13 protein-coding genes are annotated in these 13,035 nt (G+C 40.7%); 3 read left to right on the top strand and 10 right to left on the bottom strand.

The window, feature by feature from the left end; translation table 11 throughout:
* Window positions 1–14: 14 nt before the first annotated feature.
* Complete coding sequence (locus AAFN64_RS14325) at window positions 15–881, top strand: rhomboid family intramembrane serine protease (protein ID WP_347760949.1); 867 nt, start codon at window positions 15–17, stop codon at window positions 879–881.
* Window positions 882–917: 36 nt separating this feature from the next.
* On the top strand, window positions 918–2,000 hold the full coding sequence (locus AAFN64_RS14320; RefSeq protein WP_300485655.1) for an endonuclease/exonuclease/phosphatase family protein: 1,083 nt from the start codon (window positions 918–920) through the stop codon (window positions 1,998–2,000).
* Between the two features lie 6 nt (window positions 2,001–2,006).
* Here the strand turns inward: AAFN64_RS14320 and AAFN64_RS14315 are convergent, their stop codons facing one another.
* The 6 genes from AAFN64_RS14315 to AAFN64_RS14290 form a co-directional block, all read right to left on the bottom strand.
* Window positions 2,007–2,618 carry a WbqC family protein gene (locus AAFN64_RS14315; RefSeq protein WP_347760948.1) on the bottom strand — a complete coding sequence of 204 codons (612 nt, stop codon included), beginning with the start codon at window positions 2,616–2,618 and terminating at the stop codon, window positions 2,007–2,009.
* Window positions 2,619–2,734: 116 nt separating this feature from the next.
* Window positions 2,735–4,282, bottom strand: coding sequence for a signal peptidase I (gene lepB / locus AAFN64_RS14310; protein WP_347760947.1), 1,548 nt, complete (start codon window positions 4,280–4,282; stop codon window positions 2,735–2,737).
* Window positions 4,283–4,300: 18 nt separating this feature from the next.
* Window positions 4,301–5,002 (bottom strand): 4-hydroxy-tetrahydrodipicolinate reductase, encoded by a 702-nt coding sequence (gene dapB / locus AAFN64_RS14305; protein ID WP_347760946.1) that lies wholly within the window; start codon window positions 5,000–5,002, stop codon window positions 4,301–4,303.
* Window positions 5,003–5,015: 13 nt separating this feature from the next.
* Window positions 5,016–5,588, bottom strand: coding sequence for a DUF5683 domain-containing protein (locus tag AAFN64_RS14300; protein WP_300488304.1), 573 nt, complete (start codon window positions 5,586–5,588; stop codon window positions 5,016–5,018).
* Window positions 5,588–6,487 carry a ParB/RepB/Spo0J family partition protein gene (locus AAFN64_RS14295; protein ID WP_300488306.1) on the bottom strand — a complete coding sequence of 300 codons (900 nt, stop codon included), beginning with the start codon at window positions 6,485–6,487 and terminating at the stop codon, window positions 5,588–5,590. Before AAFN64_RS14295 ends, AAFN64_RS14300 begins: the two co-directional genes overlap by 1 nt.
* A 5-nt stretch (window positions 6,488–6,492) precedes the next feature.
* Window positions 6,493–7,260 (bottom strand): AAA family ATPase, encoded by a 768-nt coding sequence (locus AAFN64_RS14290; protein WP_300488307.1) that lies wholly within the window; start codon window positions 7,258–7,260, stop codon window positions 6,493–6,495.
* Between the two features lie 305 nt (window positions 7,261–7,565).
* On the opposite strand from AAFN64_RS14290, the gene AAFN64_RS14285 reads away from it, so the two are divergent.
* Complete coding sequence (locus tag AAFN64_RS14285; RefSeq protein ID WP_347760944.1) at window positions 7,566–8,399, top strand: N-acetylmuramoyl-L-alanine amidase; 834 nt, start codon at window positions 7,566–7,568, stop codon at window positions 8,397–8,399.
* Between the two features lie 42 nt (window positions 8,400–8,441).
* Here the strand turns inward: AAFN64_RS14285 and AAFN64_RS14280 are convergent, their stop codons facing one another.
* The 4 genes from AAFN64_RS14280 to AAFN64_RS14265 form a co-directional block, all read right to left on the bottom strand.
* Entirely contained in the window at window positions 8,442–9,323 is an 882-nt protein-coding gene (locus AAFN64_RS14280) for an SDR family oxidoreductase (protein WP_347760943.1), read from the bottom strand.
* Window positions 9,324–9,452: 129 nt separating this feature from the next.
* Window positions 9,453–11,651, bottom strand: a complete 2,199-nt coding sequence (locus AAFN64_RS14275; RefSeq protein WP_347760942.1) for a multicopper oxidase domain-containing protein — start codon at window positions 11,649–11,651, stop codon at window positions 9,453–9,455.
* A 4-nt stretch (window positions 11,652–11,655) separates the two neighbouring features.
* Window positions 11,656–12,504 carry a DUF3347 domain-containing protein gene (locus tag AAFN64_RS14270; protein ID WP_347760941.1) on the bottom strand — a complete coding sequence of 283 codons (849 nt, stop codon included), beginning with the start codon at window positions 12,502–12,504 and terminating at the stop codon, window positions 11,656–11,658.
* A gap of 85 nt (window positions 12,505–12,589) precedes the next feature.
* Window positions 12,590–12,982 (bottom strand): hypothetical protein, encoded by a 393-nt coding sequence (locus AAFN64_RS14265; protein WP_347760940.1) that lies wholly within the window; start codon window positions 12,980–12,982, stop codon window positions 12,590–12,592.
* Window positions 12,983–13,035: the final 53 nt, after the last annotated feature.

The following is a 13,035-nucleotide window of genomic DNA, read 5'->3' as shown; positions in this document are numbered from 1 at the left end:
AAAGAAAGAATAGAATGAATATACTGGATGATTTTAAAATGCAATACCGACTGGGAGGAATCGCACAAAAGCTGATTTTCTGGAATGTGGGAATTGCCATTCCGTTTTTTCTTCTTAAAGCGTTTGCTCCGGATCTTTTTAGTGTGATATTGGACTGGACGAGCTTGTCATCGGATGTCATGATCATGCTAACACGTCCGTGGACCTTACTGACGTATGCTTTCCTTCATGCGGATTTCTTTCATTTGTTGTTTAATATGATCGTGCTGAATTTTGCCAGCCGTTTGTTTACGACTTATTTTACTCAAAAACAATTGTTCGGATTGTACCTTTTAGGCGCGATTTTTGCCGGACTGTTGTTTGTAGCAACCGATTTTATTTTTCAGAATAATACAATACTGGTGGGTGCTTCCGGTGCGATTATGGCGATTCTGGTGGCTGCGGCAACGTATACGCCGTTTTCGGAAATCCGATTGTTGCTGATCGGGAATGTAAAAATGTGGCACCTGGCAGTGGCATTGGTTTTGCTGGATCTGATTCAGATTCCGTTAAACAATACCGGTGGTCATATTGCGCATTTAGGCGGTGCTTTTTTTGGTTTTTTATATATCAAAATGCTACAGAATGGTACCGATTTGACTAAAGGGATTTCGACTTTTTTAGATTACATTTCAGGATTATTCCGTCCGAAAAAAACAACGCCTTTTAAAACGGTACACCGAAATACAAAAAAAACGTCCCAAACCAGTACACCGGCACCGGCGGCTGATAAGGACATAACTCAGAAAAAAATCGACGATATCCTGGATAAAATCAGTAAATCCGGTTATGATAGTCTCACAAAAGAAGAAAAGGAATTCCTGTTTAAAGTAGGAAAATAATCCGGTTTCAAAATAATAAGCGGATAACGGCGAAGTATGAAAAATCTGTCATGGTTTAATAAAGTAGTTTTCTTTTTCAATATAGTACTCACTGTATTGAGCTTTATTGCCTATGTGTTACCGTTTCTCGCACCAAAATTATTCCCGTTTTTATCGGTGCTGACATTGGTTTTACCGTTGTTACTGATCCTGAATTTATTATTCCTTTTTTACTGGCTGATCCAGTTTAAAAAACAGGTACTGCTTTCATTATGCGTATTTCTGATCGGGATTACATTTTTTAATAAATTCTATAAATTCTCATCCAAAGATCTGATCGCTGAAGATGATGATTTTGTTGTGATGAGTTATAATGTACGACTGTTCAATGTATTTGAATGGATCAAACAGGATAATGTGATCGATAAGATTGAAGCGTTTGTCTTGTCGCAGAATCCGGATATTTTATGTTTACAGGAATATTCGAATACGCAGCCGGTACATTTTGAAGGATATAAGCATCAGTTTATTTATATGCAGGGCGACAAGGTAAAAACCGGTCAGGCTATTTTTTCGAAGTTTCCGATTGTAAACGGCGGGAATATTAAATTTCCAAATTCGAATAATAACGTGATTTTCGCCGATATCAAAAAGGGGAGAGATACGCTTCGCGTGTATAGCATGCATTTGCAGTCGATCAAGATAAGTCCCGATATTCACGAGAAAATCGATGAGGTGAAGTCTAAAAAGATTTTCAGACGGATTAGCGAAGCCTTTGCGATTCAGCAAATGCAATCTGAGTTGATCAAACAACATAAAGCGGAATGTCATTTTCCGTTAATTATCTGTGGTGACTTGAATAACAGTGCTTTTTCGTATGTATACCGCAATATTAAAGGCAACATGAAAGATGCGTTTGAAGAAGCCGGAAAAGGTTTCGGAAAAACCTACGATTATGACTATTATCCGGCTCGTATTGACTATGTTTTTGTAGACAAACGTATTGAGGTAAAAAACTTTGTTAACCACGATAACTTTATCAATTCGGATCATTTCCCGATCACTACCCGATTGACGTTGCGTGATGAAGCGCCACAACATCCGGTTACGTCCGCCGATACTGATAAAGCAAAAAAATAGTCGCCTTTAAAGCGACTGATTTTTGAGGTATTCCATAGCATAACGCCCTTCGTTAAATAACAGGTCGAGGATGCTAAGGTTGTTTATAAAACCGTGTTTTTCTTCAAAAACCTGTGTGTAGGGTTCGAAAACGGTCGTGTCTTTTTTTCCGTTAACCAAACTTCTAAAATCCGTTTTGTCGGTTACTTCGTGGAAATATTCTTCCGTTTTAGCATATTTAAAATCCATTCCCAAACAGTCTGTTACGATTTCCATGATCTGAAAATTAAGATCCATCATAAACGTATGTTGCTTTTCAAAAACCGGACGGATGTCATCTTCAAAATATTCAAAGAAAGGTGAGGTTCTATAAGCGGCTTCAAGCGATTTAAAGTGCTGTTTCTGCCAGTTAAAGGCATTTTCAATTTTGATATCTTTAAACTTCTGATGCGGTTCTATTGTGTGTTTTAGCGGTATGTTTAACAGTTGTATTCCGTTTGGACTGTAGATATACATTCGGTTACGGTTGGTCTGTTTCTGGAAATTGTCTTCTACTTCAAAAGTAATCGTTTCCGCTTTTGCCATAGCTGCAAAATGACTGATAGAAGGAAAGTAGGTCGGATGTAGTAAAATGTCCATAGGCTTGTTTTTTATGAAGAAAGAGAAGTAAAGATCAGTGGTTATCGCTAACCGGCTTAATCTTACTTCTCATTTCGGGTGGTTTACTGGGTAAACCGTTTTATCGCGATTTTGAATTACGAATTTCTTTTTGCTTTTCTTTTTCTGTAGAAATCATATCCGAACCAGGCTGCCAATACGATAACAAAGTATTTGAAATACGATACTGGTTCGCCGCTTCCACCCACTGTGGTGAACAAACGCTCCCAACGGATCTTGTCGATGGCTTTAGCCCAAGGTACATTTTGGTCTAAACTCATCCAGATAAATACCGGTTTTCCAACCACGTTTTCAAACGGTACATAACCCCAATAACGGCTATCCTGTGAGTTGTGACGGTTGTCTCCCATCATCCAGTAATAATCCTGTTGAAAGGTATAGGAGTTGACTACTTTTCCATTGATACGGATTTCGTCACCGGTTACGTGTAAATCGTTATTTTCGTATTCGGTAATGATTTGTTTGTAATACGGAAGCGATTGGGTATTTAAAACTACCGTTTGTCCTTTACCCGGGATATAAATCGGACCAAAGTTATCGCGGTTCCAATTTTGATGTCCTGTGAAAATATCGGCTTCGCCTTCTTTTGTCAGTTTTTTAGTAACCGATTTTACGATTGGATTGTTGCGTAAACGGTTGGCTGTTTCATCGGTAAGACACTGGAATATAAATTGATTGTCAGATATCGCACCAATTTCATTAGGGTTTAATTTTAAATCGTGTATCAGGTAATTATAGTCGAAACGATTACCATCGGTTACCACATCATATGAAAACTGTAATTTCTGACGATCGTGTAACGCCAATGGTTTGTTGTTGATCATAACTACACCGTCTTTAATCGAAAGACTGTCACCCGGAATACCTACACAACGTTTTACATAGTTGGTTTTCTTATCTACCGGTTTATAGGTGTACTCTCCGGAATGATCACCAAACATGGTTTTAACGGTATCTACCGGCCAGTTAAATACTACGATATCGTTGCGCTCGATCTTCTGAATACCCGGAAGACGGAATGTAGGAATCTGTGGCCAGTTTAAATAGGATTTGGTTCCAAAAAATGGGATAGAGTCGTGAACCATTGGTAAAGATACCGCCGTTTGTGGTGTACGTGCTCCGTAATGGAATTTACTCACAAAAAGGAAGTCGCCGATTAATAGTGATTTCTCCAATGAAGAGGAAGGAATCGTATACGGTTGCATCACATAGGTGTGGACTAATGTGGCCACGACAACGGCAAATAACAACGAACTTAAGGTGTTGTCTGTTTTTACCTCGTTTTTATTTGGGATGTAGGTTACGTCCTGTGTATAGTTAATATAATAAATATATAAACCTAGAGTTACGACACCTAAAATGGTATCGGCAGTTGATTTTTTTCCAAAGCTGCGTAAGATTTCCACCCAGATAACCGGGAACATAATCAGGTTGACAATCGGAATAAAAAGAAGGACTGTCCACCAGCGCGGACGATCGATGATTTTCATCAGCACGATAGCGTTGTAAACCGGAATTGCAGCTTCCCAGGATTTACGTCCGGCTTTTTCATATAATTTCCAGGTTCCTACGTAATGGACGATTTGTATTACAAGGAAAAATATAAACCATTGGATTAGTGTCATATTTGTTTTTTTATATTATTAAATCAGGTTTAATACGTCTTTCATCGTGTAAATCCCTTTTTTACCAGCGATCCACTCAGCGGCAACTACTGCGCCTAAAGCAAATCCTTCGCGGTTATGGGCCACGTGTTTGATTTCGATAAAATCGACTTCAGAGTTATAGGTAACGGTATGCGTACCGGGTACATTTTCGATGCGTTTGGCCTCGATATGTATTTCATTGGCTTTTGCAGTTTCCATTGTCCAATCCGTATAAGCCGAATTTTCAATGATTCCTTTTGCCAATGAAATAGCTGTTCCGCTTGGAGCATCCAGTTTTTGTGTATGGTGGATTTCTTCCATCGTTACGTTATACTCCTTTAGGTTGGCCATCATTTTAGCCAGGTAATTGTTGAGTTCAAAGAACAGGTTTACGCCCAAGCTGAAATTGGATCCGTATAGGAATGTGCCGTCTTTTTTACGACATTCTTCAACTACGGCATCATACTGTTCCAGCCATCCCGTGGTTCCGGATACTACCGGTATATTAGTATCAAAACAAGTGGAAATGTTACGTACAGCACTTGTCGGCACGCTAAAATCAATGGCAACATCGGCGTTTTCAAGACCGTCATAGTTATCGCTACTGGTTTTTCGGAGCACAATTTCATGTCCGCGTTCCAATGCGATGCGTTCGATCACTTTTCCCATTTTGCCATATCCCAAAAGTGCTATTTTCATTGATCTGTATGCTTTAAAAATGATAATTTAACGTTAGTCCAAGATTTTGTTTGTAGTCTAGATTATTCTGATAAATATCGGGACGGATCGACAGGTTGTCGTTTACGTTAAATTGCATTAAGTGCGCGTCTACGTTGGCATCCACAATATTCAGGATATAAATACCAACCGTTACCAGAATGGAAAGATCCCGATTTCGTTGATAGAACTTTTGCGCTTCAATCAGTCGGTTGTTATCCAGTCCGCCAAAATAAGGATCATTCGGATCGGCCGTACCGTTCAGACGTTTTTTGTATTCGTTACGAAAGTCGTGGTATTTGTTGTTATTACTGTTGTAGAAATACAAACCGGTTCCCAGTCCGATATAAACTAAGGGAACCTTCCAGTATTTTTTATTGTAAATCTGACCCAATCCCGGTACTACGGCCGAATAAAAAGCGGCTTTCGATGGAGCAAGGGGATTGATGCGAACAGCTTTGACCGTATCTTTTACTTTTAATAGTGCGTCGTCTTTTTTATTTTGCGAAAAAACAAACGGACCGATTAAAAGTAAGGTCAGAATCAGTATGGAGGAAAAGCGACTCACTAACCTTCTATTAGCTTAATAATTCGTTTAAAATCTTCTTCGGAATGAAAAGGTATGGTGATTTTTCCTTTACCGTTTCCGGCTACCTTTACATCCACTTTGGCTCCGAAAAATTCGGTAATGGCCTTTTTATTTTCTTCTGCTACTGCAAAAGTACTTCCTTTTGGTGCTTTTGCCGGAGCTGGTTTTAAGCTTTCGTGATAGGCTTTTACCAGGGCTTCCGTTTCCCGTACCGATAGGTTCTGACTTACGATTTTCTGATAAATGTCGGTTTGAACGTCCAGATCTTCTACATTGATGATCGCACGTCCGTGTCCCATTGTGATAAAACCGTCGCGAATTCCCGTTTGAATAATCGGATCCAGTTTTAACAAACGCAGGTAGTTGGCAATCGTTGATCGTTTTTTACCCACACGGTCACTCATCTGTTCCTGTGTTAACTGGATTTCGTCGATCAGACGTTGGTACGATAAGGCAATCTCGATCGGATCTAAGTCATGACGCTGGATGTTTTCTACCAAAGCCATCACCAGTGAATCGTTATCGTTTGCCAAACGAATATAAGCCGGTATTGCTGTTAATCCAACTAATTTGGAGGCACGCAAACGACGCTCCCCGGAAATCAGCTGGTATTTGTTGAATTCCATTTTTCGAACCGTAATCGGCTGGATCACCCCTAACTCACGGATGGAAGTGGCCAATTCCTGTAGCGATTCTTCATTGAAATTGGTACGCGGCTGGAATGGGTTTATTTCAATAGCATCTATTTCAAGCTCAATAATATTCCCAACAACCTTATCGGCATTTTTGTCTTCCACGGATTTAATATCGTTTTCCGGGTCTTTTAATAATGCGGATAAGCCTCTTCCTAATGCTTGTTTTTTTATTGCTTTTGTCATAAAAACTAGTTACTGTTTTTTTTGATTATTTCTTCTGCTAAATGGATATAGTTGGTTGCTCCTTTACTGGTCGCGTCGTAGTTAATGATGCTTTCCCCGAAACTCGGCGCCTCACTTAACTTAACATTACGCTGGATAACCGTTTCGAATACCATATCGTTAAAATGTTTTTGTACTTCTTCTACAACCTGATTGGAAAGACGCAAACGGGAATCGTACATCGTTAATAACAATCCTTCGATATCCAGTTGCGGGTTATGAATTTTCTGAACACTTTTAATCGTATTCAGCAATTTCCCCAAACCTTCTAATGCAAAATATTCGCACTGGATCGGAATGACTACCGAATCAGCAGCCGTTAAAGCATTAAGCGTTAGTAAACCTAAAGATGGCGCGCAATCGATAATGATATAGTCGTACTTTTCCTTAGTGCTTTCCAAAGCTTGTTTTAGCATGTATTCACGGTTTTCTTTGTCGACTAACTCAATTTCGATCGCTACCAGGTCAATATGAGCCGGAATTAAGGATACATTAGGTGCCGAACAACTCAAAGTCGCTTCGTCCGGGGTATTACTATGCTCTAATATCTGGTAGGTTCCTATTTCTACACTTTCAACATCAATACCTAATCCGGAACTGGCATTCGCCTGTGGATCAGCATCAATCAATAAAACTTTTTTTTCCAATACGCCTAATGCGGCAGCTAAATTTACTGAAGTTGTAGTTTTTCCAACGCCTCCCTTTTGATTGGCTATAGCAATGATTTTACCCATCTGTCTCTAAAAATTTTGAACCGTAAAAATACAATTTATTATGGTTTATGAAAATCTTATTTGTTAACAATGTAATAAAGTTCCCGACGAGGCTGTTGTTCGTTCGACGGTATTTATCTGACATTTACAGAGAACGGTTTTTAGATTTTTGTTTTACAATTTTGATGAGACTTAACGCTGTTGTTTTTGTATTGATGGTTGTTTTTTGTAACAATTTGTTTTGTTTGTGTGAATTTTTGTAAATTGTAAGATCGGATTCTGAATCCGGATAAAATTAGTGAGTAGGAATGTAAAAATGGATGCCTATGAGAGTGCTACTTTTGGCAGCAAGCCTTTCGCTTACATTAGTATTGCTTTCCTGTTCGGGAAGTAAATACTATGTGGATGGCCCGTCATATAAACAAAAGGCCCGAGAATATGCCGGTGTTTACAGGCAGGTTCCGCCCGAAAATCAAGGGTTGACAGCAGTCGATATAACCGACCGTAAAATGTGGGTGGGTACCGTAAATTTTGGAATCCGAAAACCGAATTATGTGGTGTTACATCATACTGCTCAGGACTCGGTCGCACAAACAATCCGGACTTTTTTGTCTTTAAAACGAGAAGTAAGCGCACATTATATTGTTGGGCGGGATGGAAGTATCGTACAAATGGCGAATGACTATTTTAGAGCCGATCATGCCGGAGTGGGGAAATGGGGGAACGATACTGACCTAAATTCGTCCTCGATTGGGATTGAATTGGATAACAATGGAACAACTGATGCTTGGCCGGAGGTACAAATAGCAACATTAATTCAGTTATTGAATTATCTGAAAAGTACCTACAATATTCCGCAGGCTAATTTTATTGCACATGCCGATCTGGCGCCTACGCGAAAAGTGGATCCGCACCATTTTCCCTGGAAAAGCATCGCCGATAAAGGATTTGGTTATTGGTATAAAGAGGACGAATTGGTCACACCGCCAGTCGGTTTTGAGTCAAAAATTGGACTGAAGGTCATAGGTTATGATGTGAGTAACCTCGACGCGGCCATCAAAGCATTTAAAATTCACTATATTCAGGAAAATGAAGAGTCCGCTGAACTAACCGAACATGATTTGAGTATTCTCTATGCGATTTACCGGAAGTTTTTATAAATGATAAAGCCGTTCCAATTGAGAGAACGGCTTTATGTATTTTTATTTGTTGCCTTTTTGCTTGATCATGGCTTCCAGCATGTCCCACATTTCCTTCGGAATCGCTTCCAACAGGTTAAATTGTCCTGCTCCTTGTAACCATTCACCACCGTCAATCGTGATCACTTCACCGTTAACGTAGGCCGAAAAATCAGATACCAGATAGGCAGCCAGATTGGCCAGTTCCTGATGATCACCGACGCGTTTTAAAGGGACTTTTTTGGCTAAATCGAATTTGTCTTTTAAATCACCGGGTAATAGTCGGTCCCAAGCGCCCTTGGTTGGGAATGGTCCCGGTGCGATGGCGTTGGTACGAATACCATATTTGGCCCATTCTACAGCAAGACTGCGTGTCATGGCCAATACACCGGCTTTGGCCGTAGCCGACGGAACTACATAAGCCGATCCGGTCCAGGCATAGGTGGTTACAATATTCAGAATGTTGGTATTGGTCTGTTTGGTGTCGATCCAATGTTTTCCAAAAGCCAGCGTGCAGTTTTTGGAACCTTTTAGTACGATATCGATTATCGTATCGAAGGCATTGGCCGAAAGGCGTTCGGTTGGGGAAATAAAATTCCCGGCAGCATTGTTGAGTAAAACATCCACTTTACCAAATGCTTTTAAAACCTCCTGTAGCATGTTTTCTACCTGCTCATAATGCCGTACATCGCAGGCTACAGCCAGACATTTACCACCGGTTTCCTGTTCCAATTCCGCTGCCGTAGTTTGCAATTTGTCCAGATCACGGGAAGTAATGGCTACTTTAGCGCCCAGTTCCAGAAAATATCGGGTCATGGCTTTTCCAAGCCCGCTTCCACCACCGGTAACGACAATTACTTTATCTTCCAGTGCATTATCGCGAAGCATTTTTGCTGTAAAATTCATAAGGTTCGTTTTTTGTAATGGTAAATATACTAAAAAATAATATTATGCATGCATAGTAATAATCTTTCTACAATAGAACAATTTCAATTGGTTAAAAAAAGCGGATTGCAATTTACAATCCGCTTTTTTTTAATACGTTAGAACCAGACCACCGCCCAATCCCATATCGCTATCGTAATGGGCCGATAACGACCAGTATTTGGTCAAAATATAACGGGAACCAACACTATACTCAAAGTCGGTGTTCCAGGATCCCCATAAGCGGATACGCTCGGTTACCGGGATGTCTTTACGGGTAAACTGTAGTCGGGCTTTCCCTTCGTGATCCAGTCGCATATCGGCATTGACCAGCCACGGAAGTTGGTAGATGATTCCAATACAAGCCACGGCGCGTTGGTCTTGCGTGCTCATTTGCCCGAAGAGATTTTTACTTCGTTCCAGACTGTTGTGATAGCGAAAATCAAATCCGGTATAGACCGATAAATATTGATTTTTGTCCAGATATCGTCCAAAATGGGCTTCGGTTTCATAACCTGATTTTTTGTCCAGCCCTAAACGCCATTCTACATCAAAAAAGTTACGGGTGTTTTCCAGTCGCATTTCTCCGTCACTACCGTTGCTTTCCAAGCCGACTTCCGCAGAAAAATAATAACGACGGTCGTCATTATAAACCATTTTCAAGGCTTTTTTTGGATCGGGTAGTTGCGGATTTGGGGGCGAATTTTCATAGGTGAAGATGCGTCCCATACCGGCCATCATATGATACAGAATATGACAATGGAAATACCAATCACCATATTCTTCCGAAGCGTGAAATTCGATGGTATCGGTTTCCATCGGCATGATATCCAGTACGTTTTTTAGCGGTGCATAATCGCCCTGTCCGTTTAAAATCCGGAAAAAATGCCCGTGTAAATGCATCGGATGGCGCATCATCGAATTGTTGGTGATCACGATACGGATGTTTTCTCCTTTCTTGATCATCACTTTATCGGATTCGGAGATGGTTTTGTTGTTTAAGGTCCAGACATAGCGGTTCATATTGCCGGTAAGTTCAAAATGAAGGGTGCGAACCGGACCATCCGGCAGATTTGTTTTGACCGGTGATTTTAGCATGGCATAATTCAGCGTGACAATATCCGGATTGGAGTTGCCGTGTTGCCCGTGGTCGTGTTGTGACATATCAGGCATCGCAGTGGACTTTTTAGGTTGTTCTTTTCCGGTTATTTCGGGATACATTACCGCGTTCATATCCATTTGCTGCAGACTCATGTTCATGCCCATGTCTTTCATATTGCCGCCAACCGTCATCATATCGTTCATCATTTTCATACCTTCGAAGTACTTTAATTTCGGTAAAGGTTGCTGCAATTGCTTTAAACCACTTCCCAGCCATAACGACGCCTGACCGGTACGATCTTCGGCAGTGGCCACCAGTTCGAAAGCGTTGCCTTTTTCGGGAATCGTAACGATAATGTCGTAGGTTTCGGATACGCCCACAATAAAACGATCCACCGGAACGGGTTGTACATCCATACCATCGCTGGCGACCACGTCTATTTTTCCACCGGCATAATTGATCCAGAAATAGGTCGAAGCACTACCGTTGATCACACGTACGCGTACTTTTTCACCGGGTTTAAATTGCGATGCCTGATCTTCGGTTTTTCCATTTACAAAAAAGCGTTCGTAATACACATCACTTACATCCATCGCATGCATGCGTTTCCATTCATTGGTCAGTTTGGTCTTAAAATGTCCTTTTCCTATGGCTTCAGCATAGTTTTGTGTGGCGCCTTTTTTAATGGCGTACCAATCGTTTGCTTTGTGTAGGGAACGTTCAATTTCATGCGGATTGGCATCGGTCCAGTCACTTAACAACATGGTATATTCGGGCATCGGTGCTTCTTCTTTTTTGTGGATGATAAAAGCGCCATACATTCCGTTCTGTTCCTGTAACATGGTATGCGAATGGTACCAATAGGTTCCGCTTTGTTTGATCGGAAATTTATACGTATGCGTACTCATTCCTTTAATCGGAGCCGTGGTCAGATACGGAACGCCGTCCTGTTCGTTAGGCAATAGTAAGCCATGCCAGTGAATGGAGGTTTCATGGTGCATTTTGTTGTGTACGCGGATCACCGCGGTGTCGCCTTCGGTAAAGTGTAAGGTCGGTGCCGGAATACTACCGTTTATGGCGATTCCCTTTACTTTTTTACCGGTATAGTTTACGATCGTATCGGAAACATACAGATCGTATTCTTTGATATTTTGCGACCAACTATTTACCGTAAAGAGTACTATAAAAAGTGATAACAGGCCTTTCATCGGATTACGGTTTTAAGGTTTCAACCGTACTGCCACACGTTAACATAGCCGAACCGTAATAGGGATTTTTGATGGTGTTTTCCTGACTTAACCAAAAAGCACCTTTTCCGTCGTTGTACATTGGGCATTTCTGATAGTAAATCGCATTTCCGTTTGTTGCCGATTTTGCCAGTGTGTACAGGCTTTCAGATAAGGAAGCAAAATGATCCCGCTGGTGTTTTACATCGTTGGTTTCGGAAATGTGTTCCGCATCTGTTTTAAGATCGTTTAGAATTTTCATCCAGATCGTATGTTGTGCGGGTTTTAATTTGTCCATCGGAACAGCAGTAATGGCTTTAACTAATCCGGCTGCCTGTGTAGCGGCTGTTTTGCCATCGGATTTTATAAGGGCATCTTTAACCGCAAAATAATGGTTATAAACAGCGCTGAAGATAGTATTGTTTTGTGGCATGTCGGCAGTCATATCATGTCCCTGATGTTCGGAATGATTTTCGGACATTGCGATTGTTTTTACAGGGCGGTCGTACTGACAACATTCCGGAAGGTTTTTATAAGCTTCATCCGGAGCGCGGAAGCTATCGCTGTCGTATCCGGCATAGGCGACCTTTTTTAAAATGGCATCGGTATTGGTTTTTGTCTGATCATACGTAACGGTAAGCATATCGCTGTCAATATCCCAGTTGGCTTTTACAATGCCTCTTTCGTTAGCAGCCTTTTCGATGGTACGTTTACACATACCGCAATTACCGTAGACTTTAATGGTTTCGATTTTTGGATTTTTAATTTGAGCGTCGCATCCGGTAAAAAAGAACGTAGCAACCAGTGCCAGGAATATATTTTGAATCGTTTTCATGGTATTGAAATTTTTGAATTAATGAATTTGGTGTAATGCATGCAACCGGCGCAAATGGCCGGTACTGTCGGTTAAATTCTAAAAATCAAATTCGCAATACGTTGTTCAGCAGGTAAATGTCCTGCTTATAATAAGGTTCCGGTGGATTGTAGAAAGAATGATTCCGGTTTTCGGTACTTTGACAGGCAAAGGCAAGTTCCAGTATAACGGGAATCGTAAACGGAATGTGAAACGGGTTACTGAATTTTGGCGACAATAATTCGGCTTTCTGCTGATTGTCGTCCATTTTAAATTGCAGTTGTTTGTCTTCACAACAGCTTTTTTTCATCGGTTGTATACCGCAAAGACATTTGTCTGCATCGGTTACCGTATGATTGATCGAAGCAAGTTCCTGGCCACAAAAATGCGCGGAAAGGTTAACTCCTACAGCAGGAATTAAGTACAGCAGCATTAAAAGGGTTACCAAAAACTTTTTCATCGGGAAATAATCTTGTTCAAAATTATTGAATTAATAAGATTGTAGCACTAATA

It is taken from the genome of Flavobacterium sp. CAU 1735, assembly GCF_039888695.1.
Classification (GTDB): Bacteria; Bacteroidota; Bacteroidia; order Flavobacteriales; family Flavobacteriaceae; genus Flavobacterium.
This window is presented reverse-complemented; position numbering and strand designations above follow the sequence as displayed.